The 25166-nt window shown below is 62.0% G+C and carries 28 protein-coding genes; 11 read left to right on the top strand and 17 right to left on the bottom strand.

Features of this window, described 5'->3' with window-relative positions:
• Positions 1 to 77: 77 nt before the first annotated feature.
• On the bottom strand, positions 78 to 590 hold the full coding sequence (locus FJ930_RS27510) for a DinB family protein (protein WP_141840882.1): 513 nt from the start codon (positions 588 to 590) through the stop codon (positions 78 to 80).
• 65 nt (positions 591 to 655) lie between these two features.
• On the opposite strand from FJ930_RS27510, the gene FJ930_RS27505 reads away from it, so the two are divergent.
• Positions 656 to 1348, top strand: a complete 693-nt coding sequence (locus FJ930_RS27505) for a glutathione S-transferase family protein (protein WP_141840881.1) — start codon at positions 656 to 658, stop codon at positions 1346 to 1348.
• A gap of 69 nt (positions 1349 to 1417) precedes the next feature.
• Here FJ930_RS27505 and FJ930_RS27500 read toward each other — a convergent pair whose 3' ends face one another.
• Entirely contained in the window at positions 1418 to 1666 is a 249-nt protein-coding gene (locus FJ930_RS27500; protein ID WP_141840880.1) for a DUF2934 domain-containing protein, read from the bottom strand.
• Between the two features lie 357 nt (positions 1667 to 2023).
• Between FJ930_RS27500 and ndk the strand changes: the two genes are divergently transcribed.
• A complete protein-coding gene (gene ndk / locus FJ930_RS27495) occupies positions 2024 to 2446 on the top strand; it encodes a nucleoside-diphosphate kinase (RefSeq protein WP_008875017.1) in 423 nt (140 codons plus the stop codon).
• A gap of 126 nt (positions 2447 to 2572) precedes the next feature.
• Here ndk and FJ930_RS27490 read toward each other — a convergent pair whose 3' ends face one another.
• From FJ930_RS27490 to FJ930_RS27465, 6 genes are all read right to left on the bottom strand, one after another.
• Positions 2573 to 3337, bottom strand: a complete 765-nt coding sequence (locus FJ930_RS27490; protein ID WP_141840879.1) for a YbaY family lipoprotein — start codon at positions 3335 to 3337, stop codon at positions 2573 to 2575.
• 113 nt (positions 3338 to 3450) lie between these two features.
• Positions 3451 to 3927 carry a molybdenum cofactor biosynthesis protein MoaE gene (locus tag FJ930_RS27485; RefSeq protein ID WP_141840878.1) on the bottom strand — a complete coding sequence of 159 codons (477 nt, stop codon included), beginning with the start codon at positions 3925 to 3927 and terminating at the stop codon, positions 3451 to 3453.
• A 5-nt stretch (positions 3928 to 3932) separates the two neighbouring features.
• Complete coding sequence (gene moaD, locus FJ930_RS27480; protein ID WP_140610815.1) at positions 3933 to 4190, bottom strand: molybdopterin converting factor subunit 1; 258 nt, start codon at positions 4188 to 4190, stop codon at positions 3933 to 3935.
• A 1-nt stretch (position 4191) separates the two neighbouring features.
• Positions 4192 to 4788, bottom strand: coding sequence for a CDP-diacylglycerol--glycerol-3-phosphate 3-phosphatidyltransferase (pgsA, locus tag FJ930_RS27475; protein WP_027026303.1), 597 nt, complete (start codon positions 4786 to 4788; stop codon positions 4192 to 4194).
• Between the two features lie 204 nt (positions 4789 to 4992).
• Positions 4993 to 7059 carry an excinuclease ABC subunit UvrC gene (uvrC, locus tag FJ930_RS27470; RefSeq protein WP_141840877.1) on the bottom strand — a complete coding sequence of 689 codons (2067 nt, stop codon included), beginning with the start codon at positions 7057 to 7059 and terminating at the stop codon, positions 4993 to 4995.
• Positions 7056 to 7817 carry an SDR family oxidoreductase gene (locus tag FJ930_RS27465; protein ID WP_141840876.1) on the bottom strand — a complete coding sequence of 254 codons (762 nt, stop codon included), beginning with the start codon at positions 7815 to 7817 and terminating at the stop codon, positions 7056 to 7058. The genes uvrC and FJ930_RS27465 overlap by 4 nt, the downstream gene beginning before the upstream one ends.
• A 412-nt stretch (positions 7818 to 8229) precedes the next feature.
• On the opposite strand from FJ930_RS27465, the gene FJ930_RS27460 reads away from it, so the two are divergent.
• Positions 8230 to 8889 (top strand): outer membrane protein, encoded by a 660-nt coding sequence (locus tag FJ930_RS27460; protein WP_140738021.1) that lies wholly within the window; start codon positions 8230 to 8232, stop codon positions 8887 to 8889.
• Between the two features lie 63 nt (positions 8890 to 8952).
• On the opposite strand, the gene FJ930_RS27455 is transcribed toward FJ930_RS27460, so the two are convergent.
• Complete coding sequence (locus FJ930_RS27455; protein WP_141840875.1) at positions 8953 to 9549, bottom strand: glutathione S-transferase family protein; 597 nt, start codon at positions 9547 to 9549, stop codon at positions 8953 to 8955.
• 422 nt (positions 9550 to 9971) lie between these two features.
• Positions 9972 to 10385: a hypothetical protein gene (locus FJ930_RS27450; protein ID WP_181763482.1), complete on the bottom strand. Its 414-nt coding sequence runs from the start codon at positions 10383 to 10385 to the stop codon at positions 9972 to 9974.
• Between the two features lie 632 nt (positions 10386 to 11017).
• Here FJ930_RS27450 and FJ930_RS27445 point away from each other — a divergent pair.
• Entirely contained in the window at positions 11018 to 11329 is a 312-nt protein-coding gene (locus FJ930_RS27445; protein WP_141840874.1) for a transcriptional regulator, read from the top strand.
• Between the two features lie 170 nt (positions 11330 to 11499).
• Here FJ930_RS27445 and FJ930_RS27440 read toward each other — a convergent pair whose 3' ends face one another.
• The 4 genes from FJ930_RS27440 to FJ930_RS27425 all read right to left on the bottom strand — a co-directional run bounded on the left by FJ930_RS27440 (position 11500) and on the right by FJ930_RS27425 (position 13840).
• Positions 11500 to 11955, bottom strand: a complete 456-nt coding sequence (locus tag FJ930_RS27440) for a hypothetical protein (protein ID WP_140738006.1) — start codon at positions 11953 to 11955, stop codon at positions 11500 to 11502.
• A gap of 202 nt (positions 11956 to 12157) precedes the next feature.
• Positions 12158 to 13012, bottom strand: a complete 855-nt coding sequence (locus tag FJ930_RS27435) for a 23S rRNA (adenine(2030)-N(6))-methyltransferase RlmJ (RefSeq protein WP_140738003.1) — start codon at positions 13010 to 13012, stop codon at positions 12158 to 12160.
• On the bottom strand, positions 13009 to 13197 hold the full coding sequence (locus FJ930_RS27430; RefSeq protein WP_141840873.1) for a hypothetical protein: 189 nt from the start codon (positions 13195 to 13197) through the stop codon (positions 13009 to 13011). Before FJ930_RS27430 ends, FJ930_RS27435 begins: the two co-directional genes overlap by 4 nt.
• Positions 13198 to 13213: 16 nt before the next feature.
• On the bottom strand, positions 13214 to 13840 hold the full coding sequence (locus FJ930_RS27425; RefSeq protein ID WP_246677050.1) for a TetR/AcrR family transcriptional regulator: 627 nt from the start codon (positions 13838 to 13840) through the stop codon (positions 13214 to 13216).
• Positions 13841 to 13975: 135 nt separating this feature from the next.
• On the opposite strand from FJ930_RS27425, the gene FJ930_RS27420 reads away from it, so the two are divergent.
• Positions 13976 to 14446: a carboxymuconolactone decarboxylase family protein gene (locus FJ930_RS27420; RefSeq protein WP_140737994.1), complete on the top strand. Its 471-nt coding sequence runs from the start codon at positions 13976 to 13978 to the stop codon at positions 14444 to 14446.
• Positions 14447 to 14513: 67 nt separating this feature from the next.
• Here FJ930_RS27420 and FJ930_RS27415 read toward each other — a convergent pair whose 3' ends face one another.
• The gene (locus tag FJ930_RS27415) at positions 14514 to 14963 is read right to left on the bottom strand and encodes a DNA polymerase III subunit chi (RefSeq protein ID WP_141840871.1); all 450 of its coding nucleotides are present in this window, start codon (positions 14961 to 14963) and stop codon (positions 14514 to 14516) included.
• A 9-nt stretch (positions 14964 to 14972) separates the two neighbouring features.
• Entirely contained in the window at positions 14973 to 16484 is a 1512-nt protein-coding gene (locus FJ930_RS27410) for a leucyl aminopeptidase (RefSeq protein ID WP_141840885.1), read from the bottom strand.
• A 364-nt stretch (positions 16485 to 16848) separates the two neighbouring features.
• On the opposite strand from FJ930_RS27410, the gene lptF reads away from it, so the two are divergent.
• The 6 genes from lptF to rsmA all read left to right on the top strand — a co-directional run bounded on the left by lptF (position 16849) and on the right by rsmA (position 24469).
• Positions 16849 to 18051 carry an LPS export ABC transporter permease LptF gene (gene lptF / locus FJ930_RS27405; protein WP_141840870.1) on the top strand — a complete coding sequence of 401 codons (1203 nt, stop codon included), beginning with the start codon at positions 16849 to 16851 and terminating at the stop codon, positions 18049 to 18051.
• Positions 18048 to 19133, top strand: a complete 1086-nt coding sequence (gene lptG / locus FJ930_RS27400; RefSeq protein WP_181763483.1) for an LPS export ABC transporter permease LptG — start codon at positions 18048 to 18050, stop codon at positions 19131 to 19133. The genes lptF and lptG overlap by 4 nt, the downstream gene beginning before the upstream one ends.
• Complete coding sequence (locus FJ930_RS27395; protein ID WP_181763481.1) at positions 19133 to 21553, top strand: LPS-assembly protein LptD; 2421 nt, start codon at positions 19133 to 19135, stop codon at positions 21551 to 21553. Before lptG ends, FJ930_RS27395 begins: the two co-directional genes overlap by 1 nt.
• An 88-nt stretch (positions 21554 to 21641) precedes the next feature.
• A complete protein-coding gene (locus tag FJ930_RS27390) occupies positions 21642 to 22574 on the top strand; it encodes a peptidylprolyl isomerase (RefSeq protein WP_181763480.1) in 933 nt (310 codons plus the stop codon).
• A gap of 13 nt (positions 22575 to 22587) precedes the next feature.
• Positions 22588 to 23604, top strand: a complete 1017-nt coding sequence (pdxA, locus tag FJ930_RS27385) for a 4-hydroxythreonine-4-phosphate dehydrogenase PdxA (protein WP_181763479.1) — start codon at positions 22588 to 22590, stop codon at positions 23602 to 23604.
• Positions 23605 to 23629: 25 nt separating this feature from the next.
• Positions 23630 to 24469 carry a 16S rRNA (adenine(1518)-N(6)/adenine(1519)-N(6))-dimethyltransferase RsmA gene (gene rsmA / locus FJ930_RS27380; protein WP_141840866.1) on the top strand — a complete coding sequence of 280 codons (840 nt, stop codon included), beginning with the start codon at positions 23630 to 23632 and terminating at the stop codon, positions 24467 to 24469.
• A gap of 38 nt (positions 24470 to 24507) precedes the next feature.
• Here rsmA and gmk read toward each other — a convergent pair whose 3' ends face one another.
• Positions 24508 to 25164 carry a guanylate kinase gene (gene gmk / locus FJ930_RS27375; protein WP_140696411.1) on the bottom strand — a complete coding sequence of 219 codons (657 nt, stop codon included), beginning with the start codon at positions 25162 to 25164 and terminating at the stop codon, positions 24508 to 24510.
• Positions 25165 to 25166 lie beyond the last annotated feature (2 nt).

Here is a 25166-nt window from a genome sequence, read left to right as displayed (position 1 = left end):
CAGCACGAATCGTTCCATCCGAAGCTTGAATCACGATCAAGCCCAAAGTGGAATCCCGAATCTCAACAAGCCTTAGATCAGGCGAAGGCCCTTCCCTCTTCAGTCCGCTGGAAATACGCCAGGTCGAGCGGCACGGAAGGGCGGCCGAGAACCGTCAGGATCATATGCGCCTGGCCGCGATGATGGGTCTGGTGGTTGAAGACATGAGCCAACGCTGGCGCCAGGCGTTGCGAGACGGTGCGCATGTCCGATACGGTCATATAGGTGAAGCGGCCCGAGAGCGCCTTGTCGCCCAAGCCGCCGAGCCAGTCGATGATCCGCCGGTCCTCTGCCTCGCGCGCCGACCGCAGCTTGGGCAAGGCCCGGTGCAGTATTGCATCCAGCGCCGTCGGCGCATCGCCTTCGCCGGTGAAGCGCTTCATCCAGATCCGATCGGCGGCGAGCAGATGGTTGAGCGTGCCCATCAGCGAGCCGAAGAAGGCGCCGACATGGCGATTGAATTCTTCTTCATCGAGATCGGCGGCGGCATCATAGATGCGGCCATTGGCCCATTGATTGTACGCCGCAAACATCATGAAGTGCTGTTTCATCTCTTCTCCCGCCGCCGCGTTTCGGGCATCGGGGCGATACCTAGACCGCAAAGGGGCCGACGCCAATGACCATTCTGCTTTATGATCTCGTCGGGCGCGACGAGAACCGTCCGTTCAGTCCGCATTGCTGGAAGGCTACGATGGCGCTGGCCCATAAGGGGCTCGATATCGCGACCGCGCCGACGCGTTTTCTCGAGGTGCCCACCATCGAAGGCGGCGTTTCGAAAACCCTTCCGGTGATCCGCGACGGCAACAAGGTCGTCATCGATTCCTTCGCTATCGCGCTCTATCTCGAGGAGGCTTATCCGGATCGTCCCACGCTTTTTGGCGGCGATGGCGGCAAGGCGATGGCGCGGTTCATCGAACGCTGGTCGCAATCGACCATCCACCCCTATGTGACCACCGCGGCGATCGTGGATCTGCATGCCATGCAGGACGAGACGAATGGCGCGTATTTCCGGCAAAGCCGGGAACAGCGCCTGGGCAAGAAACTGGAAGAGGTGAAGGCTGCGCGCGAAGCCGGGCTCGGCACTTTCAGGGCTTCGCTGGAGCCGTTGCGCTCGGTGCTGAGCCACCAGCCATTCATCGGCGGTGCCTCGCCGCTGTTTGCCGATTATATCGTCTTCGGCGCGCTGCAATGGGCGCGTATCGCGACGCCCTATCAGCTGCTCGACGACGGCGACGTGGTGGCACAATGGTTCGACCGCTGCCTCGACCTGCATGGCGGGCTCGGGCGAAAGGTCGCCGCAGCGGCCTGACGCCCGACCTGCCGCAAGGCAAGCGCGGTCACTCCGCCGTCAAAGAGCCGGCAGCGGAGACAGCCAGGCCTACTTGGCTGCCTTTTTTGGCTTGCTGGTCTTCTTGGGGGCCTTCGCCTCCTTGGACGCGGCTTTTGCCTTGACAGCGCCAGTTGCCTTCTTGGCTGCCGACGACGTTCCCGTAGCATCCTCCCGGTCGATGTCGGCTGTCGCCTGATGCCAGTGGCGTTCGTGCTGGCCGGCCGGTTGCCCCTCTTCCTGCCAGATCTCATGGGCTCGGTTGCGAATGCGCTCCTGACGATCGTCTGCCATGGTCATAGTGTCTCCATTCGGGCCGACTTCAGCGCGGCGCCGAGACGCGACTATAGCAAGCAAAGCCTGATATTACAGCCATTTGGTCTCAACTTGCCGCGCAGTTCGTCGGCATCGATCCGACATTCAACCCGCCGCATGGCTGCCCTTCGCTGTCGCTCCCTGCCCCTCGGGCGTTCAAGTCCTTTGAAAGGTCCACCGGACCTTTCAAACACCATTCGTTATTCGGAAAGCCAGGCAATCGGCTTTCCGTCCGTTTCGCGGACCATGCCTCTTCCCTTTGGCCTCACCCCTTGGCAATGGGCCGGGCGGCTTGTATAGAGCCCGCCACTCTCCATTCCATTCTCCAGACAAGGACGACCCATGGCGCTCGAACGCACCTTCTCGATGATCAAGCCGGACGCAACGCGGCGCAACCTCACCGGCGCCATCACCAAGATGCTCGAGGACGCCGGCCTGCGCGTCATCGCGTCGCGCCGGGTGTGGATGAGCCGCCGTGAGGCGGAAGGTTTTTATGCCGTCCACAAGGACCGTCCGTTCTTCGGCGAACTGGTCGAGTTCATGTCGTCGGCGCCGACGATCGTCCAGGTTCTGGAGGGCGAGAATGCCATTGCCAAGAACCGCGAAGTGATGGGTGCCACCAATCCGGCCAACGCCGCCGAAGGCACCATCCGCAAGGTGCATGCGCTGTCGATCGGCGAGAATTCGGTGCACGGCTCCGACGCGCCGGAAACCGCCGCGCAGGAGATCAAGTACTGGTTCTCGGACACCGAAATCGTCGGCTGAGCCGACAGCCCATATCGCAAATCATGATAAAAGGCCGGCCAAATGCCGGCCTTTTATCGTATAAGGATGTCGTCCCAAGCTCCCCGGCGCGCCTTATATGAGTTCGTACTGGGGCAAGGTGAGAATTCAGCTTGCAGCGCTGAAGCGCAGAATTTCGCGACCGTCCTTGTCGGCAATGGCGAGTTTTCCGGCATCGACCCTGTATGACGCCGCCTTGGCCAAGGCATCGAACAACGCCTTTTCCTCGGCCATCACCTCGGGCGCGCAGGCCTTGTAGGTCGACCCGATGCCGCTGATCGCGATTGCCTGGCCATCGACCTTCGCCGTGGCGAAATAGTTGTTGCACGGGCCGCTGCCGCCGGCCTTGCCGGCCTCGCTGACCTTGAACGTCACCTGCGGCGCGGTGATGGCGCCGACGCCGTCGACATAGTCCACCACCCAGAGCTGATCAAAGACGGAAGCCGCCGGCTCGCCACTCGGCGCGACCATCTTGAGCATGATGGTCTGGGGCGCGTCGGTCAGCGGATCGAGCTGGTGGCGCACATCGGAAATGAACATCAGCCTGCCGTCGACGGTGATGCGGGCCTGCAGGGCGTACGTCATCTGTGACCGGATGACGGAAGGGTCGAATTTGATCTCGAAGCTGATCGGCACCTGACCGGCAGGCTTGATCTTCTGTTCGCCGATGATCCTGGCCGGCGCGTCGGCCAGCGAGACATCGGCAAGCTGGACGGAGAGCACGGCACTGGGCGGCAAGGCGATGCGCTCGCGATAGACCACCTCGCCCCTCACCGCCTTTTCGGCGGCCAAGGAGAGTTCAGGCACCGCCAGGATGCCGACGACCAGCGGCACAAAGCCGAAGACGAAGAACTCCGCGAGCCTGTCCAGCATGACCATCTCCCTTGCTACGGGCTGCCAATGCTCCGGGCTGCCGATGCCCGGGCCGACCAACGGTCGTTGAATTGGCCAAAGGATTGCGGTCAATGCATGGCTGCGGCGGAATTTTATTCTGATGATTTCCAGCGCTGTGCCGCCTTGACGTCGGTTTCCTTGGCCTCGACCCAGCCACCCTCCGAACCGTCAACACGATGCTCCTTCTTCCAGAAGGGAGCACGCGATTTCAGATAGTCCATCAGGAAGTTCGCCGCTTCGAACGCGGCCTGGCGGTGCGCCGAGGCGGCCACCACGAGCACGATATTCTCACCCGGCGCGATCTTGCCATGGCGGTGGATGACCGTGAGGCCCTGCAGCGGCCAGCGCTGAACCGCCTCGGTGGCGATGCGGCCGATCTCGGCCTCCGCCATGCCGGGATAGTGCTCCAGTTCAAGCGCCGCGAGCGCGCCCTGCTCGTCCCGGCAGAGGCCGGAAAAGGTGACCACGGCACCAATGTCGGCGCGGCCTTGCGTGAGCCCGGCGATCTCGGCGGCGACGTCGAAATCCTGGCGCTGGATGCGCACGGTCGGCGCCAGAACGGCCGACATGAGCGTCAGCCTCCCGTCATTGGCGGGAACAGGGCGATCTCGCGCGCGCCGGATATCTTCTCGTGGTGGTCGACATGTTCCTGGTTGATGGCAACACGGATCACGTCGGGATATTGCAGCGCATGCTCATAGCCCTCGCCGCGCGATTGCAGCCAGCGCAAGAGGTCGGCGACCGTCTCAATGCCGACGGGCAATTCGACATCTTCCTCCGATGTGCCGATCCGCTCGCGAACCCAGGCGAAATAGATGAGGCGGGTCGTCATCTCATTCGTCCATGATGTGCTTGAGGCCGGCGCGGAAATAGTCGTAGCCGGTGTAGAGCGTAACGAGTGCCGCGATCCACAGCAGCACTAGGCCGGTCTGCGTGGTCAGCGGGAAGATCTTGTCGCCGGCCGGGCCGGCCAGCAGGAAGGCGATCGCGACCATCTGGATGGTGGTCTTCCATTTGGCAAGCTGCGTCACCGGCACCGAGACCTTGAGCGCCGCCAGATATTCGCGCAGGCCGGAAACCAGGATCTCGCGACACAGGATGATGATTGCCGCCCACAGCGACCAGCCGGCGATGCCGGCATGACGATCGGTATCCGCCGCCAGCAGCAAAAGGCACGTGGCGACCAGCAGTTTGTCGGCGATTGGATCGAGCATCTTGCCGATGTTGGAGGTCTGCTGCCAGGCGCGCGCAAAATAGCCGTCGAAATAATCTGTGACCGATGCCAGCAGGAAAATGATCAGTGCCGACCAGCGGGCGAAGTCGCTGGATTTCAGATGGCCTTCGAGAAAAAAACACAGCACGACCAGCGGCACCGCGATAATGCGGGCGTAGGTCAGTATGTTAGGCAGGTTGAACGCGCGCTGGGCCATGTCTTCAAGGACTCTTTCTGCCTGCGTACTCAAATCAGATGCGAATGTGGGGGGTCAACAGGCCAAAATCGATTGGCCAGCCGAAAATAACGGGAAACCTCACACGCTGTCCTAAAACCACACTTCATTTCGGAAAGACGTGCGTTCTTCCCCTTCATACATGTCGCTGTGCCAAAACAACCATGCACATTCGGGTGACATGCATCAGCTCTCATGGAAGTGATTATAGACCAGTTTCGCCACCTGCTCGGAAATGCCGTCGACCTTCCTCAGATCCTCGATTGCCGCGCGGCTGACCGCCTTTGCGGTGCCGAAATGCAGCAGAAGGGCGCGCTTGCGGCCGGGGCCGATGCCAGAGATCTCGTCGAGCGGGCTCTTGACCATTTCCTTTTTGCGTCGGGCCCGGTGCGAGCCGATGGCGAAGCGGTGGACCTCGTCGCGCAGCCGCTGGACGAAATAAAGCACGGGGTCGCGAACCGGCAGCGAGAACGAATCCCTGCCCTTGACGAAGAAGCGCTCGCGGCCGGCGTCGCGGTCCTGTCCCTTGGCGATGCCGATGGCCATGACGCGGTCTTCTATGCCTAGATCCGAGAGGATCTTGCGCACCGCCGTCATCTGGCCCTGGCCGCCGTCGATCAGGATGACGTCGGGCCAGGCCGGGAAGCTGCCGGAGATATCCTCCTCGACGTCGTCGTCCGCTTCGTCGGCAGCCGCATTGTCGGCCACGGCATCACCATGTTCCTTGAGCAGCCGCGAAAAGCGCCGCTCCATCACCTCGCGCATCATGCCGAAATCGTCGCCCGGCGTGATCTCGGTCGAGCGGATGTTGAATTTCCGGTACTGGTTTTTCACAAAACCTTCCGGCCCGGCGACGACCATGGCGCCAACGGCGTTGGTGCCCATGATGTGCGAATTGTCATAGACTTCGATGCGCACGGGCGGCTTGGCCAGGCCGAACGTCTCGGCGAAACCGGCAAGCAGCCGGCCTTGCGTCGAGGTTTCGGCCAGCCGGCGGCCAAGCGCCTCACGCGCATTCTGCAAGGCGTTGTCGGTCAGGTCCTTTTTCTCGCCGCGCTGCGGCACCGAGATGGCCACCTTGCGGCCGGCGCGGGTGGAGAGCGCCTCCGCCAGCAGTTCCTGGTCCTCGACACCGTGCGACAGCAGAATGGCGCGCGGCGTCGGCTTGTCATCATAAAACTGCGCCAGGAACGAGCCCAGCACTTCTGATCCCTCCAGCGCGGGATCGGCCTTGGGGAAATAGGCGCGGTTGCCCCAGTTCTGTCCGGTGCGGAAGAAGAACACCTGGATGCAGGTCTGCCCCCCTTCCTGATGAATGGCGAAGACATCGGCCTCATCGACGGTCGCCGGGTTGATGCCCTGATGGCTCTGCACATGTGACAGTGCGGCCAGCCGGTCGCGATAGATGGCGGCGCGCTCGAAATCGAGGTCTTGCGATGCCTGCTGCATCGCGGTCGAAATCTCGGTCTTCACCTTCTGGCTGCGGCCCGAGAGAAAGTCCTTTGCCTCGGCGACCAACTCGGCATAGCCCTCATGCGAGATTTCGCCCGTGCACGGGCCGGCGCAACGCTTGATCTGGTAGAGCAGGCAAGGTCGCGTGCGGTTCTCGTAGAAGGAGTTGGTGCAGCTGCGCAGCAGGAAGGCGCGCTGCAGCGAATTGATGGTGCGGCCGACGGCACCGGCCGAAGCAAACGGACCGAAATAGTCGCCTTTTCGCGACCGCGCCCCGCGATGCTTGTAGATTCCGGGCGACACATGATCACCGGTCAGAAGAATATAGGGGAACGACTTGTCGTCCCGCATCAGCACATTGAAACGCGGCCGCAATCGCTTGATAAGATTGGCTTCAAGCAGCAGCGCTTCGATCTCGGTGCGGGTGACGACGAACTCCATCGTCGCGGTCTCGCGTACCATGCGGCCGATTCGGGCGGTGTGGAAGCGCCCTTGCGCGTAGTTGGTGACGCGTTTCTTCAAGCTGCGCGCCTTGCCGACATAGAGCACGTCGCCAGCGGCATTCATCATGCGATAGACACCGGGCGCATTGGGCAGCCGCTTGACCAGGGTCTGGATGACCTCGGCGCCGACCCGGCCCTCGGTATCGCCGGCATGCGGTGTCCAGTCGATGGCCGTGAAGGCAACATCCGGGCCGGCCGGTTCGACGATCTCCTCGAGCGCCTCGTCCTCGATGTCGATTTCGGGAGGAAGGTCATCGGCGCCACCGCGCGCCTTGTTCTTATGATCCAGAGGACTCATTCCGTCATGCCTGTCACATCGGGCGTCTGCCATGCAAGATGCTGTCCGCCATCGAGCGCGATCATCTGGCCGGTAACTGAGCGCGCCTCCCAGAGATAGCGAATGGTGGCGCCGAATTCCGGCAATTCCGGGCCGCGCTTCAGAATCAGGCCAGCGACCTGTGCGTCAAAATCAGAATCATTCTGACGCTGATTCTTGAGCGTCGGGCCTGGACCGATCGCATTAACACGGATTCGCGGACCGAGCGCCTGGGCCAACATCTCGGTCTGCGTCCACAGCGCCGATTTCGAAAGCGCATAAGAGAAGTAGCGCGGTGTCGGCCGCCAGACGCGCTGGTCGATGATGTTGACGATCAGCCCTTCCTGTCCCTCCGGCAAGGACCGGACGAAGCTCTGCGCCAACAGCGCCGGCGCTTTGACATGGATGGCGAAATGGCGGTCCCAGGACTGCCAGTCAAAATCCTCGACCGAATCATCGACGAAGAGGGAAGCATTGTTGACCAGAAGCGAGATCGGCCCGAGCGCTGACTGAGCCTGGCCGATCAGGCCGGCCACATCGGCCATGTCGGTCAGATCGGCGCCGACCGCCACGGCCCTGCCGCCTGCCTGGTTAATCCGCGCCGCCAATGCATCCGCCTCATCATGCGAGCGATTGGAATGGATGGCGACCGCAAAGCCATGGCCAGCGAGATCTTCAACGATCGCCTTGCCGATCCGCTTCGCCCCGCCGGTCACCAGTGCCGCGGTGGCATTGCTCATCGTGTGTCAATCCTCGGTTTCGGCACGAAAAGACGGTGCCGGCAAAATATGGCCTGTCATCTGTTAAATGGCGTTCGCACCTGGGGCAGCATTGTGGCGAAACGGCTGGATGGGCTCTCGAATGCTTCTCGACGAAAGCCAGCCAGAGCCGAATATAGGACGCTGGACTCCTTGTACCAAGCCGTGTGCAGCGTAAGACCCTCCGATTGCTGACATTTCGCTGTTGCGAAGATGCAACGTCAAGTTTCTGCCTCATTCGTGCCGGGTAATGACCCAAGTTCAGGTTCGGTTCAGCCGCATTTTGACACGACATTTGGAACCGACGAACGCCAGATCCGTTTCACCCCCCGGGCGGGTCGATGGCGATCGTGAGAAACAAGCCTGTGTCCTGTGGCTTAAGGAGTAAAGAAGAATGCAAGCCAATCTTAAATTCGCACGGCCGCTGGCTGTTGCGCTCGGGCTCTTTGCCCTCGGTGGTACCGCCTATGCCGCGGACGTCGTCCGGGAAGAGCCGCCGGCACCCGCTCCGGTTGCCGAACTTCCTGTCGCTTCGTGGGCCGGCCCCTATGCCGGTATCAATGTTGGCTATGGCTTCAGCGGCCGTACCAAGGAGAAGGATTTCGGCGTTTCGACCGATACCAAGGGTTTCGTCGGTAGCGTCTTCGGCGGCTATCAGTGGCAGCAGGAGAACTTCGTCTATGGCGGTGAAGCCGAGCTCGGTTACAACGGCGTCAAGGGCGACGACAACGGCATCCACTCGAAGGGCGGCTTCGAAGGCTCGCTGCGTGCCCGTCTCGGCTACGCGGTGACCCCGGAAATCCTGCTCTACGGCACCGGCGGTCTCGCCGGCAGAAGCCTGAAGGTGGAAGACTCCGTTCTCACCACCAGCGACACCGCCACCATGATCGGCTGGACCGCCGGTCTCGGCACCGACATCAAGCTGACCGACAATGTGTTCGGCCGTGTCGAGTACCGCTACACGGACTTCGGCAGCAAGGACTTCGGTGGTGGTATCGGCAAGGTCAAGGCGACCGACAACCGCGTCACCTTCGGCGTCGGTATGAAGTTCTAAGTCGTTCAAGCCACGACACGAAAAAGCCGGGCCTCGCGCCCGGCTTTTTTTATGGCGGCGGCCTCACGCCGGAATGAGGGGCTTCAGTTCCGGAAACTTCTCGTCGAAACGCGCCGCCCAACGCGTCAGCCGGCTGCGGCCCTTTTCCCATTTGCCGGCGAAGCGCAGCGCGAGATAGCCAAGGCAGGCGCGCAACGCGATCTGGCCGGCGGTGATCTTCTTCGGCAGTTTAGGCGGATTGGCGTTGAGCAGATCGAGTGCGGTGCTGATCTTCGCCCATTGGCGGTCGAGCCAGGGCTGATAGACCATTTCTTCAGGCCGGGTGCGGCGCTCATAGACCATCGACAGCGCGCAATCGCAGATGCCGTCGGCCAGCGCCTCCAGCACTTCCGCCTCCAGCCGCTTGTCGGGATTGCGCGGAAACAGCGCGTTCCTCGAAATCCGGTTGAGGTGCTGGGTGATGGCACGACTGTCATGAATCGAACGGCCGTCGTCGAGCACCAGCACCGGAATCTTGCCGAGTGGATTGGCACCGATCAATTCGGCTGGCCTGTCCTCGGTCTTGACCGGCACATGCTCAATGGCGATTCCGGCATAGGCCGCGGCCATCCTTACCTTAGAGCTATAAGGAGAGGAGGAGGCGTAGAGCAGCTTCGGCATGATCGGTTTCCTGTTTGCAGGCGTCCAGTGTTGACTGGACGGGCACTCGTGATCAACCGCCAGAGCGTAAAAAACAGCTGCCAGAAACCGGTTGCGGCTTCCGACCCGACATCACGACAAGCCTACAGACCGGTACGCTGGAAACGCGAGCAAGCGATGACGAGCAGGCTGACGGGATTTCAAAACCGCATTTCACGCTTCACGGATCCAGGCATTGGCCCCCGGGACGTCCGCCGACCGCTGCGACAAGACAATTGAATCGGGCGAGCGAGGCAGCCAAACGGCGCCTCGCTTTGCTTGCCCCTCGGTCCCTTCCCGACGTTCAGCCCAAGGGCTGAACCAACTGCCGAATATGCTTCGATCCAGAGCGTCAGAGCGTCCTTGCCGTGTCCGAAAGACTTGCGACGCCCCAACGGCTCGGTCTACTTCTTGGCCGGAGCTTTCGCCTTGGCAGGCGCTGCCTTGGCCTTCGGCGCGGCGGCTTTCTTCACAGCCGGCTTGGTCGCGGCGGCGGCTGCTTTCGCGGCCGGCTTTGCCGCAGCCTTCGCGGCCGGCTTTGCCGCCGCCTTGGCGGGTGCCACCTTCTTGGCTGCGGGCTTTGCCGTCGCCTTCGCCACTGCCGGTTTCTTCGCTGGCGCTGCTTTCGCCGCCGGCTTTGCCGCGGCCTTCGCTGCCGGCTTTGCCGCCGCCTTCGTTGCAGGCTTTGCCGCTGCCTTCGCAGGCGCTGCTTTCTTCGCCGCCGGCTTCACAGCAGCCTTCGCCGCGGCTGCGGGTTTCTTTGCCGGAGCCTTGGCCGCGGCTGCCTTCGGCTTGGCGGCAGGCGCTGCTTTCTTCACTGCCGTTGCGGCCTTCGCCGCGACTGCTTTTGCGGGTGCTTTCCTTGCCGGTGTCTTGGATGCCGGCGCTTTAGATGACTGCTTAGCCATGTCATGCCCCTTCACGTTATGCCGATGGCCGTGAATGACCCCGGCGCGCAATGCATATCTGACTCGCGGCTCGCTAGCCAGCGAAGCAATGGTATGATTCTCTCAGCTTAAATTTTGGTTGCGATCGACACACGATCGCACTCATCATCGCAAAATTGCGGCGTGATCTTCGGATATCGCCAGCAATTTGACACCGACATTCTCAAAGCGCCGCGGGACCGAGCCCGCCGTGAAGCTCCGAAGACTAGCAAGCAGTTTCGCGCATTGATCTTCGCCACGAATATCATGAGCTGCAGCCTCCTCGGAGCTTTCTTCTTTTGTGGATGGACGATCGATGCAGCTCACGAACGCAATGCGACGACCGATCTGGCGATCACCTTGTCAAGTGTCGTTCCATCGCCAGTCGACAAATTGACAGATAGCTCTGCATGGTAGAGTATTCTGCAGAAGTAAGCGTGTTCGATGTCGGTCCCGCAACCGCTGTCCCCGAGATCGCGGAGCTATATGGGAAGCTCAAAGGCTTGCTTCATTGGAGCCCACAGATGAGCGCCGACGACATCATCCACCAGAGTACACGGCTCAGGATCATGGCTGTCCTGAACACGCTGGAAAGGCGCGAGGCGCTGGAATTCACGCGGCTGAAGGCGATGATCGAAACCACCGACGGAAATCTCGGCGCGCACCTCGATACGCTGGCGAAGGCAGGCTATGTCGAGATTGAAAAGCTCTTCGTCGGGCGGCGGCCGCAGACCCGGGTCAAGGCAACGACGGTTGGGCGGCGGGCCTTTCGCAGTCACATAGCCTTTCTTCGCAAGATCATCGATCAGGCCCAGGCGACGCAACGCAGGAAGTAGCACTGCGATCGAGCGACACTCTCAGCGTGCGGCGACCATGCAACGCGGGCGCCGATCATGACCTGCCGTGCGATTAACCCGGCGCCTGCGATCGCACCTTATATCAACGCAGAAAAACGCCTGCAACCTTGAGGTCGCAGGCGCGAAAAGCATCGGAGGAAGAGACGCGTTCAGCGCAGGACGCGGCAGCGGCCGTTGTAGACCATCCAGCGGTCAAAGCCCGAGACGCAGAATTCGACGTTGTCGCCGATCGAGGCAAAGCCCTGGCCTTCTTCGATCAGATAGAAGATCGACCGGTCACGGCCGTCCGACAGACTGACGGTTGCCCGGCAATAGTGACGGCCGATCGGCCATTGCTCGCTCGCCAGCTGATATCGGTGCTGGTGAATGTTGTGAAAATCGGTGATCGCGACGTCGGGCAGATGCGGCACGTGATGCACCTGATAGGAGAACCGGTCAGTGATCTTGCTCAGCACCCATGACTCACCACAGACGCTGCCGTCGTCTTCGGAATAGACGCCTATAAGATCGGCGGCGTGAACTGCCTGCGTTACGCCGAGAGGCGCCGACAGCGGGGTGCAAAGGGCAAGCAGAGCGGCAACAACGGATTTGGCGAAGCGAGTCATGGCAGCCTCTCAAGGTCAATTGCTTACACTGTGCGGATTCGCTTGGCGGCGGTCAAGCGGTTGCCGAAACAATGGTTTCCAGAATCGGCGCCTCTAATTCCGTCAACAACGGCAAATTCACCAAAGAGCTAGAGCGCAAAACGGCCGTTACAAGCACCGATAGGTCAACGCGCCGACCGTTGCGAAGCCCGCCCCGGTTTCATCAAGCCTGCTCGCCAATCAGCCATTCCAGCGACCAGTGCGCCGGCTTTTCGACGGCGAGCAATCTGTGCAGTGCCGGCAGCACGGTTCGCAATTCGCCTTCCAGCGTGAAGGGCGGATTGACCACCACCATGCCGCTGCCGTCGAGGCTGGGTTGCGACGAGGCTGGCCTGATCTCGAATTCTACGTCGAGGATTTTCGGAATGCCGGATTGCTTCAGCGCTTTCCTGAAGGCGATGATCGCCTTGCGGTCCTTGATCGGATACCACAGCGCATAGATGCCGCCAGGCCAGCGCCTATGCGCCTTGACCAGCCCGTCGACGAGGCGGCCGAACTCGCCCTCTTCCTCGAAAGGCGGATCGACGAGCACCAGCCCGCGTTTCTCCTTCGGCGGCAGATGCGCGCCCAGCGCCAGCCAGCCATCGAGTTCCATCACCCGGGTCTGGAAATCGTCGGCGAATTCCGCCTTCAGCTTCACCGCGTCTTTCGGGTGCAGCTCGATCGCCGACAATCGATCCTGCTTGCGCAGGAGATTGCGTGCGAGCAGCGGCGAACCCGGATACTTCTTCACACCGCCCTCGGGATTGAGCGACCGCACCATGCCGAGATAAGGCGCCAACAGCGCCGCCACCTTGGCATCGAACGAGGCGTCGATCAGCCGGCCGATGCCGCCCTGCCACTCGCCTGTCTTTTGCGCTTCGGATGACGACAGGTCGTAGCGGCCGATGCCGGCATGGGTGTCGATGACGCGAAACGCCTTGTCCTTCTGCTTTAGATATTCGAGCAGACGCGTCAGCACGACATGCTTGATGACGTCAGCGAAATTGCCGGCATGATAGGCGTGGCGGTAATTCATGCGGTTCCCCTGCCCCAGCGTGGCGGCGGCGGTTGCGAGTTCGGATTTTCCGGCCGGCCGCCACCGAAACGTAAGGAGACCCGCCAGGCGCCGATCTCGCGGCCGGAAAAATTGGTCATCGCCCAGGGATAGATGAGGCCGATGCCGATACCGGCCATCAAGATCAGGACAAACAGAAAGCGCATGGAGACAGTCACCTGGTCAGATCTCGCCGGATAACCGGCTTGCCTTGGCGCCGTCACGCAGGCGTTCCATTTCATCCAGCAGCATATCGAGCCCAAGCTCGAACGTCTTGTCGAACTCCGCCTTGCCAAAGTAACGGCCGGCGGCGGCGACATTTGGAAAATTACGTCCAAGCTCCTCGTTGCTGACGGGGGTGGCGGCCGATGGGCCCTTGGCGTACCCGGCTGTTTCGTCGAGCACCGCGCCGGTCAGATAATAGCCAACCGCGCGGAACAGCCTCGCAGTCGCCTCCTGGTCGAAGCCGCCGTCCTTGAACAGCCCGATGACGCCGTCAAGATAGGCAAGGCAAGTGGGCGAATTCATGCGGTAGGTCAGGAAATACGTCGCGAAGGCCGGATGCTCGCGACCGATCCGGCGATAATCCAATATGGCCATGCGCATCCGTTGACGCCACGGCAAGCCGGGATCCGGCATCTCCAGCGGGCCGACCAGCCTGTCGACCATCGCCTCGAACAGATGCGTCATGGACGGAAAGTGGTGATAGATGCTCATCGCCTCACAGCCGAGCGCCGCCGCCAGTTTGCGCGTCGAAAAGCCAGCGAAACCCTCCCGCTCGATCACCTCGAAGGCGGCGTCCTCGATCATCTCGCGGGACAGCCGACCGCGGGTTCGCTTTTTTTTGATCTCTGAGTCCATGGCGTCGCTTGACAGCTTACACTGTAAGGTTCATCTTCCGCTCACCTTACATCGTAAGGCTAGCAAAGGCCAGAGGAGAAAACCATGTCGAACCGTCGCATCGCCGAATCCGTGCAATCTTCCATCCGCCGTGCGTTCCTTTTCACCGCCGCAGCCTGCGTTCTGTCGCTCGGAGCAGCGCCGGCCCATGCCGATGAATATGATGCAACCATCAAGGACATCCAATCGACCATGGGCGGTGTGCCAAGCTTTGTGAAACAGTTTCCAAAAGCCGGTCTGCCCGGTGCCTGGGCCGAGGTCAAGGCCATCGAACTTAGCGACAAGACGGCACTGCCGCCAAAGGTCAAGTCGCTGATTTCGCTGGCAGTGGCGGCGCAGATTCCGTGTAACTATTGCATCTGGTCGGACACGCAGGATGCCAAGCGCGCCGGCGCCACCGATGAGGAAATCCAGGAAGCCGTGGCGATGGCGGCGCTGACCCGCCACTGGAGCACCATCTTCAATGGCATGCAGATCGATTTCGACACATTCAAGAAGGAAATGGCTGGGCAGTAAGTCCACCGGCGACATGCAGAGGCGGGCCATCGGCTGCCTCTGCATGAACCCGATGACGCGCCAAGGCCTACGCCTTGCGCTCCCAGCGGCGGTCGGGCGTCTGCTGCCAATAAGTCACGGCGTGGCCGGCGCCCTTCATCACTTTCCAGTGCCCCCGCGCTGCCTCGACCTGGGCGGCATCATGGCCGTCGAACAGGAACACGGCGCGCTCGTAGCCGTCGAGATCCGGCGGCGTGGCACCGTCGACCAGGAAGCGTATCTGCGCCGCGTTCGGATTGGCTTCGCCGGTGGTCAACAGGATCGGCTGCTCGGCGGGATAGGCTTCGCGATCGGTGGCATGGGCGAGGAAGGAATCGTCGCGAAATGTCCACAGATACTGGTCTAGCGCGTCGCGCCGTTCCTCGGTGCCGGTCTGCACCACGGCGCGCCAGCCACGATCGACGCTGCGCTCCAGCAGACCTGGCAGCGCATCCTCCAGCGTCGATTCGGTCAGATGATAGAACAGCACCTCGGCCATGGATCGAGGTCAGCTCTCGTAGTGATCACGCACCAGCCGATCGAGCAGCCGCACGCCGAAGCCTGAACCCCAGGACTGGTTGATCTCGTTCGACGGCGAACCCATCGCCGTGCCGGCGATGTCGAGATGCGCCCAGGCCGTGTCCTTGACGAAGCGCTGCAGGAACTGCGCGGCGATGATGGCACCACCATAGCGGCCGCCGATGTTCTTCATGTCGGCGTTCTTGGAATCGATCAGCTTGTCGTATTCGGCGCCCAGCGGCATGCGCCACAGGCGCTCTTGCGTCGACTGTCCCGCTGCCACCAGCCTCTCCGACAGTTGGTCATTGTTGGAGAACAGGCCGGCATAATTCTGACCGAGCGCGACCATGATGGCACCCGTCAGCGTCGCCAGATTGACCATGACCTTCGGCTGGAAGCGGTCGTTGCAGTACCAGAGCGCATCGGCCAGAACCAGCCGTCCCTCCGCGTCGGTATTGAGCACCTCGATGGTCTGTCCAGACATCGAGGTGACGATGTCGCCGGGGCGCTGGGCATGGCCGTCGACGGCATTTTCCACCAGCCCGATAATGCCGACGACATTGGCCTTTGCCTTGCGCGCGGCCAAGGCATGCATCAGCCCTGTTACGGCCGCGGCACCACCCATGTCGCCCTTCATGTCCTCCATGCCCGACGCCGGTTTCATCGAATTGCCGCCGGTGTCGAAGGTGACGCCCTTGCCGACGAAGGCGACGGGGTTGTCCTTGGGCTTGCCGCCGTTCCACTGCATGACGGCCATTCGGGCGCCGCGGGGGGAGCCCTGCGCAACACCGAGCAGCGAGCCCATGCCGAGCTTCTTCATCTCCTTCTCGGTCAGGATCTCGACCTTGACGCCGATCGCCTCGAGTTCCTTGGCGCGGGCGGCGAACTCGACGGGCCCCAGCACGTTGGCCGGTTCGTTGACAAGGTCGCGCGCCAGAAGCACGCCATCGATCACGGCCTCGGCATCCATGAACGCCTTCTTGGCGCCCGCCGGGTCGGCGGTGTGGATGGTGACCTTGATCGGCTTCTTCGGATCGGACTTTGCGTCGTCCTTGTCCTTTCTGGTCTTGTACTTGTCGAAGGAATAGCTGCGCAGGAGAATACCCGCCGCCAGGGCGGCGGCATCCTTGCCATTGGGCGAGGCCCCGATCAGGTCCAGCACCACCGCCACATCGGTTGCCTTGCGCAGGGACGCCGCAATGGTGCCACCGAGCTTCAACCATGCATATTCGTCAAGCCCCGACGTCTTGCCGGCGCCGATCGCGACCAGCCTGTCGAGCGATGTTCCTTCCGGCGCCAGCATTTCGACGACGCCGGCGAACTTCCCGTTAAACTCGGCGACCGGGAAAGCGCGTTCCAGCGTCTTGCCGGGATCGTAGGCCTTGGCTGCATCACTCAGGCCACCGTCATCCGCCGACAGCACGAAGACCGTGCCCTTCCTGTTCGCCGCCGCCTGAGGCGCGGCGAATTTTGCAAAGGCGATCGACGGTCTCGGGTTCATCATGTCCTGCTTTCGGGGATTGCGTAAGATTGCGCGAAGCGGTTTGAAGCGATCCGCGACATTTGGTCGTTTTCCGGCATTTGGCAAGACTTTGCCAAAATGGCTACCCATATGACACACGGAATCGATGGCGATTCGTCGCGGCACGGCCCCGCTTTTAGCCGCAACTTGTTGTTAACCATCGATGTTCGCCCTTTCTTATCCATTCCCGCCGACACTCCGGTCCACTGCGGCACGCGACGTGGGACGGGAACCGGATCGCCTGCCTGATGCAGCCCAACGGAGCCAGTTGTGCGGGCGTCGCCGGACAGCTACCCTTAATGTGGTGGCATGATGCCGTTCGAGAAAATCGAGTAAAGCCTTCATGAAGGTCATTGAACGCTACATCATGCGCCGCGCTTTCGTGGTCTTCTTGGCGGCGCTGGTCTGGACGCTGGCCATTGTGTGGACGACGCAGGTGCTGGCCAAGATCGATCTGGTCACCGACAGCGGCCAGTCGTCGCTGACCTTCTTCGAGGTCGCGGCCCTCATCCTTCCCTCGATCATCCCGATCGTCGTGCCTTTCGCGCTGGTGGTGGCGGTCGCCCAGACACTTAGCGTCATGAATTCGGATTCCGAGCTCGCCGTTGTCAACGCCTCGGGTGCCTCACGCTGGACGATCGTGCGGCCAATCATGCTTCTCGCCCTTGCGGCCAGCGTTTTTTCCTTTGCGGTCGACAATGGCATAGACCCCTATGCGCGGCAGAAAAATCGCGCCCTGGTGGCGGAGTCACGCGCGGATCTGTTGTCACTGATCATCCAGGAGGGCACGTTCCGAAAGATCGAGGACGGGCTGTTCCTGCAGATTGGCGAGCGGCTTCCCGACAATCGTCTGGGCGGAATCTTCGTCGCCGATTCGCGTGAGGAAGGCGTCAATCTCGTCTACTACGCCAAGACCGGCAGCATCGTCGAACGCGGCGGCGAAAAGGTGCTGATGATGAATGACGGCGTCATCCACCGCAAAACGCTGACCGGCGACCTGTCGGTCATCCGGTTCACGTCCTATGCCTTCGACATGTCGGCGTTCATGTCGGCGGCCAGCCAGGTGACGCTCCTGCCGAAGGACCAGACCACCCAATATCTGCTCAATCCAAGCCCCAACGACAAGAATTTTCAGCAAAACCCGCAGGAATACCGGGCCGAGATCGACCAGCGGTTTTCGGAATGGACCTATTCCATGGTCTTTGCCCTGATCGCGCTTGCGGTCGCCGGGGACGCGCGCTCGCATCGCGAGGCCCGTGTCAATCCCTTGATCACGGCCATCGCGATATCCTTGTTCGTGCGCTGGCTTGGCTTTTTTGCCGCCAGCAAGGCAGACGAAATTCCGCAATACGCCTATATGGTCTATGGCGTGCCCATTGTGGCTTCCGCCGTGGCGATCTGGTTCATAGTATCCAACCGGACCATGGAACTGCCGGTGGCCTGGGCCGATTGGGTGACGAACCTGGCCAGCCGTATCGGTGATGGCTGGAACGCCCTCAAACTGCGTTTGTCCAGGCGCGACACTTCAGGTCAAGGGGTCGGCTGATGGGCTGGACGCTTGGCCGTTATTTCTTCTTCCGCTACGTGGCGATCACGATCTGGTTCTTCATCGGCCTGCTGGCGCTGGTGTTCCTGATCGATTTCACCGAGCTGTCCGGCCGCACCACCGGCCTGCCCGGCTTCACCTATGGGACGGCGATGGCCATTTCGGGCCTTCGGATGCCGATGATCATGCTGCAGACGGTACCGTTTGTCGGCCTGTTCTCGGCCATGGCGACGCTGGTTTCGCTCAACCGGCGCTACGAGCTGGTCATCGCGCGGTCCGCCGGCGTTTCCGCCTGGCAATTCCTTTTGCCGTGCTGCATCGGAGCGCTGCTGTTCGGCATCGTGTCGGTCGGGCTCATCAACCCGCTTGCCGCGCATGCCTTCTCCTGGTCCGAGCAGATCGAGACCCAGCTGCGCTCCGGCAAATCAAACACGGTTTCCGCAGATGCCGCCCCCTGGATCCGCCAGAAAACCAGTTCCGGTGACACCATTATCGGTGCGCGGGCCATCCTCAACCAAGGCTTGGAGATGGCCGACGCCGTCTTTTTCATCCTCGACCCGCAAGGCAACATCGTCGAGCGCAAGGACGCCGCGCGTGCTTACCTGCGCGACGGCTATTGGGATTTGCAGGATGTGAAGACCTTCAGGAACGGCACGATCCAGCTTGCGGCGAGCGATCGTGTACCGACCAATCTCAAGCCGGAATTCGTGCAGGAGCGACTGGCGCGCCCGGAAACCATTCCCTTCTACGACCTGCCTGGAAAAATCGAGGTTGCCCGTTCCTTCGGCCTCAAGGCAAATGCCTTTGCCATGCAGTTTGATTCGCTGGTGGCGTTGCCGTTCCTCCTCGTCGCCATGACGCTGATTGCGGCAACAGTTTCAATGCGATTTGCGAGGATGGGGCAATCGGCGACGATGATTCTGGGTGGCGTCGTTGCCGGGTTTCTGCTTTATGTCGTTTCGGTGCTGGTGAAGGCATTCGGCGTGGCGGGGTTCGTGCCGACGGCGATAGCCGCCTGGGTGCCGGTTGTAGTAGCTATGTTCTTCGGGGTGACTTTCCTGCTATACAAGGAAGACGGCTAGTGAGGGAGGCGTTTTTGCCCAGCAACAGGCAGGCCAATTTGGCGCGCCTCTATGCGGCGAGCGCCTTGGCGTGCCTGCTTGCCTGCGGCGTGCCGTTGCCTTCGTTCGCGCAGGATGTCGGCAACATGGCGACCAAGGTTCCGTCCGGCTCGCAGATGCTGCTGGCGGCCGACACGCTGGAGTACAACAACGACAACCAGACCGTGACCGCTATCGGCGGCGTGCAGATCGACTATGGCGGCAACCGCCTTGTCGCCCAGAAGGTCGTCTACAACCGCAACACCAAGCGGATGGTTGCCAGCGGTAATGTCGAAATCGTCAACAGCGACGGCACCAAGATCAATTCACAGCATATCGACATCACCGATGATTTCGCCGATGGTTTCGTCAACGCGCTTCGCGTTGAAACCGTCGACAAGGCCTATTTCGCCGCCGAGAGCGCCGAGCGCATGGGTGGCGTGCTGACCACCTTCCACAATGGCGTCTACACCGCCTGCGAGCCCTGCGAGGACAAGCCCGACAAGGCGCCGACCTGGCGCGTGAAGGCCAGGAAGATCATCTGGAACGGCGAGAAGAAGACGGTTCGTTTCGAGAACGCGAATTTCGAATTCTTCGGCTTTCCGCTCGCCTACCTGCCGGCGTTCGAGATCGCCGACCCGACGGTGAAGCGCAAGAGCGGGTTCCTGATCCCAAGCGTCAATTACAACAGCCACCTGGGGTATAGCGTCAAGATCCCCTATTATTTCGCCCTTTCGCCGACATACGACCTGACGGTGACGGGAAGCGGCTACACCAAGCAGGGCTTCCTTGGAGAGGCCGAGTGGCGCCAGCGCTTCAACAATGGCGAATACAGTTTGAAGATCGCCGGCATTCAGCAGCGGAATCCCGACGCCTTCATCGACAGCGCCGGCCGCAATGTCAGTTCGGGTGCAGCTGGCGATCCGAACAAGTTTCGCGGCATGATGGGCACGCAGGGACAGTTCGCGATCAACGAACGCTGGAATTTCGGCTGGGATGTGCTGCTGCAGACAGACAAGAACTTCGCCAGCACCTACAATATCGACAAATACAACGCCGCCGTTCACCAGTCATCGGTTTACCTGACGGGCCTCAATGGCCGTAACTATTTCGACGTGCGCGCCATGCATTTCGACGTCCAGGAAAATACTCTAAACAGCAATCCCGCTGCGCGCAGCGGCCAGCAGCCCTGGGTGCTGCCGTCGCTCGACTATGCCTACATCCCCGATGTTGCGGTCGCCGGCGGCCAGCTGTCGTTCAATGTCAACACGCGGGTCGTCCGCCGCGACGATCTCGATGAGGCCTACTTTAAACCTTACGTGCCCGCTTCGGGTACACAACGCGTGCGCGGCATCGAAGGCGAGTCCGGGCGTCTGACCGCCGAGACCGAGTGGAAGCGGTCATTCGTCACTGACGGGGGACTGGTGCTGACGCCGTTGCTGGCGCTGCAGGGCGACGTCGACTATCTCAACGCCTCATCGGGCTCGCTTGCCGCGATCAACCACATGGCGACGAATTTGGGTGAGCAGGACGACATGCGCTCGTCCTTTGCCCGCTTCATGGCAACCGCCGGCCTCGAGATGCGTTGGCCGGTGCTGTTTTCCATGGCCAGCGGATCCAGCCATGTCTTCGAGCCGATGGCGCAGGTGTTTATGCGGCCGAACGAACAATATGTCGGCGGCCTCTCCGTCCCGAACGAAGACGCCCAGAGCATGGTGTTCGACGCAACCACCCTGTTCGAACGCGACAAGTTCTCTGGTTACGACCGTGTGGAAGGCGGTTCGCGCGCCAATGTCGGCGTGCGCTATTCCGGCTCCTATATCAATGGCTGGGGCACCAATGCCATTTTCGGCCAATCCTATCAGCTTGGCGGCGAGAACTCCTTCGCCGCTCCCGATCTGGTCAATGTCGGCGCCTATTCGGGCCTTCAGAATACCAAGTCCGACTATGTCGGCCTCTTTGGCATCAACAGCCCGAACGGGTTCGCGGCCTCGGTCAGCGGCCGCTTCGACGAACAGTCCTTCGAAATTCGCCGCGCCGAGGTCAAGGCTGCCTATTCGGGCCTGCCGGTGTCATTGAGCGCCAAATATGCGTTCATCCAGGCTCAGCCGCTCTATGGTTTCACGACCGACCGTCACGAGGTCACGCTCGGTGCGTCCACGCATCTTGCACAGAGCTGGCGCGTGTTCGGGACAGGAACCTACGACCTGCAGGAAGGCCTGCTGGTCAAGGACGGGGTCGGCTTCGCCTACAACGATTCCTGCTTCACCTACCTGATGACGTACGCGCAGTCGCGCGACCTTCACACCAGAGAGGTGACGCAGAGCATCGGCTTCAACCTGTCGTTCCGCACCCTCGGCGACTTCGGCTCGTCAACCAACGCAGTCGACGCCATCCAGTAGTCGGCGACATCGTTTCGCCGCATAGGGCTGGCACGGATTCGCGCACCCGGAAGAGGACGAAATTGGGCGGAACCGGGATAGAATTGGGATGCCAATGATGAGGAAATACCTCTTTTCAGCAGGGTTCGCGTTGCTTGTGGCGGCGACATCCGTGTCAATGACCGTCATGACGCCGCCGGCTTTCGCCAGCGAGATCAAATACGTCGTCAACGACATACCCGTCACCAGCGGCGATATCGCGCATCGTGCCGCCTTCCTGAAGCTGCAGCACAAGAAGGGCGACGCCGCGCAGGAAATGATCGACCAGACGCTGCGCTTGGCCGAGGCCAGGCGGCTTGGTATCCGCATCGGCGACGCCCAGGTGCAGGCTGCCTATCAGCGCTTCGCCGCCAACAACAAGATGCAGATCAGCCAGCTTGACGGCGTCATGGAAAAGTCCGGCGTCGGCAAGGACCATTTCAAGGAATTCATCCGCGCCCAGATGGCCTGGAGCCAGGCCTTGAGCGCGCGTTACCGTTCCGGCGAAGGCGGCAGCGTGACCGAGCAAGATGCCGTCAGGCGCATGCTCGACAAGGGTGGGGCCAAGCCAAGCGCTACCGAGTACATGCTGCAGCAGGTCATCTTCGTCGTGCCGGCCGCCGAACGCAGCGCAACGCTGGCCAAGCGCAAGCGCGAGGCCGACGCCATGCGTGCCCGTTTCAATGGCTGCAACACGACGCGCGAGTTTGCCAAGGGCCTGATCGACGTCACCGTCCGCGACCTGGGCCGGGTGCTGGCACCGCAACTGCCGGCCGACTGGGCCGAGCAGATCAAGGCGACGAAGGTCGGCGGCGCCACCGTCACGCGAGAGACCGAACGCGGCGTCGAGTTCATTGGCATTTGCTCCTCGCGCGAAGTGTCCGACGACAAGGCTGCCCAGATGGTGTTCCAGAGCGAAGGCTCCAACGACAAGGCCGCCGAGGATCTCAGCAAGAAGTATGTTGACGAGCTGAAGGCGAAAGCCCGCATCGTCAAGCGCTGACGTGGGCAGCGCGATGACCGCGCTGGCGTTGAGCGTCGGCGATCCGTCCGGCATCGGCCCTGAAATCGCTGTCGCGGCCTTCCTGGCGCGCGAGGCTGTTGCCTTGCCGGCCTTTTATCTGCTGGCCGATCCGGCGCTGATCGCCTCGCGCGCAAGTCACCTCGGCGTGTCGGTGCCGATCGTCGAGACAACTCCCGCGCAAGCGGCGCAGGTCTTCGCCCATGCCTTGCCGATCGTTCCACTGGCGGCCCACTTTATCGACACCCCCGGCCTGCCGGATCCGGCCAACGCAGCCGGCACCATCGAGGCCATCGACCGCGCTGTCGCTGCCTGCCTTGGCGGCGAGGCCGCGGCTGTGGTCACCTGCCCCATCGCCAAGAAGCCGCTCTACGATGCAGGGTTCCGCTTCCCCGGCCACACCGAATATCTGGCCTATCTGGCGGCCCGGCATAGCGGCGTCGAGGTGATGCCGGTGATGATGCTGGCCGGCCCCGATCTGCGCACGGTTCCTGTCACCATACACATCGCTCTGGCCGAGGTGCCGAAGGCTTTGACCAGCGAGTTGATCGTCGCGACCGCGCGCATCACCGCCGCTGACCTCGCCAGCCGCTTCGGCATCGCCAGTCCGAGGCTCGCCATTGCCGGCCTCAACCCGCATGCGGGTGAAGGCGGCTCCATGGGGTTGGAGGATGAGCGTATCGTGCGCCCGGCGGTCGATATCCTGCGCGCCGAAGGCATCGATGCTTTCGGCCCCCTGCCGGCGGACACGCTGTTCCATATCCGGGCGCGAGCAGGCTACGACGTGGCGCTGTGCATGTATCACGACCAGGCATTGATCCCTGCCAAGGCACTGGCCTTCGACGAAGCGGTCAACGTGACGCTCGGCCTGCCCTTCATCCGCACATCGCCCGACCACGGCACCGCCTTCGACATCGCCGGCAAGGGCATTGCACGGCCCGACAGCCTGATTGCGGCGCTGAAGCTTGCCAGAAGGCTCGCCGACACCGACAAAGAGGCTGCGGCCGCATGAGCGCTCCAGCTTCGGATCTTCGGGCATGAGCATCGACGGGCTGCCGCCGCTGCGCGACGTCATCGAGCGCCACGGGCTGCAGGCGAAAAAGGCGCTCGGCCAGAACTTCCTGCTCGACCTCAACTTGACCGGCAAGATCGCGCGCAGCGCCGGCGATCTGACAAATGCCACGGTGATCGAGGTTGGCCCGGGACCTGGAGGACTGACAAGAGCGCTGCTTTCCAACGGCGCCCACCGGGTCGTCGCCATCGAGCGCGACGAACGCTGCCTGGCCGCCCTTGCGGAAGTCTCCGCGCATTATCCCGGCCGGCTGGAGGTGATCTCCGGCGACGCTTTGAAGACTGACTTCGCCGCGCTGGCTTCCGCGGCTGCCGGGAACGGCGGCCCGGTGCGGATCGTGGCCAACCTTCCTTATAATATTGGCACGGAACTGCTGATCCGATGGTTGACGGTCCCGGACTGGCCGCCCTTCTACGCCTCGATGACGCTGATGTTCCAGCGCGAGGTGGCCCAGCGCATCGTCGCCGCGCCTGGCAGCGATGCCTATGGCAGGCTTGGCGTGCTGGCGGGCTGGCGCACGCAGGCCAGGATCGCTTTCGATGTGCCGCCCCAGGCATTCACGCCGCCGCCCAAGGTCACCTCTTCGGTGGTGCATCTGGAGCCACGCGCGACACCGCTGCCCGCCGATGTGAAAAAACTCGGCCGCGTCACCGAAGCCGCCTTCGGCCAACGCCGCAAGATGCTGCGGCAGAGCGTGAAAAGCCTCGGCGGCGAGGCCTTGCTGGAACGCGCCAGCATCGATCCGACCCGACGCGCCGAAACACTCAGTGTGGAGGAATTCGTGCGCCTGACCAATGCTGGGTAGCTTGCTTCTGCCCGTTCACGGCGAGAAGGAAGAGGCGTTCACGCCGTCTTCTCGTCCAGCAGGCCGGAGACGAAATCGAACAGACCGGGCCGGCGGTCCCGCCGCAACCGCTCGGCTACAACGATGCCGCGCACTTCGGCGAAGGCGCGGTCGAGATCGTCATTGACGATTACGAAATCGTACTCCTTCCAGTGCTCGATCTCGGTACGAGCGTTCTTCAGACGTGTCTCGATCACTGCTTCCTGGTCTTCGGCGCGGCGTTTCAGCCGCGACTTCAACTCCTTCATCGATGGCGGCAGGATGAAGATCGAGACGATATCGGCGCGCATCTTTTCCTTGAGTTGCTGGGCGCCTTGCCAGTCGATGTCGAACAGCATGTCACGTCCCTGCGCCAGCGCCAGTTCGGCGGGCTCGCGCGGCGTCGCATAGCAATTGCCGTGCACTTCGGCCCATTCAAGCAGCGCGTCGGAATCGCGCAGCCGCTCGAACTCGCGCATCGTCCGGAAATGGTAATGAACGCCCTCGATCTCGCTGCCGCGGCGCGGCCTGGTGGTGACCGAGACCGACAGTTCGAGGCTGGAATCGCTTTCCAGAAGATTGCGCGCGATTGTCGACTTGCCGGCACCTGACGGCGACGACAGGACGAGCATCAGCCCCCGGCGGCGAATGCGGGACCCCAAATCCCTGGGAACCATCG

This window comes from Mesorhizobium sp. B2-4-15 (assembly GCF_006658505.1).
GTDB lineage: Bacteria > Pseudomonadota > Alphaproteobacteria > Rhizobiales > Rhizobiaceae > Mesorhizobium.
This window is presented reverse-complemented; position numbering and strand designations above follow the sequence as displayed.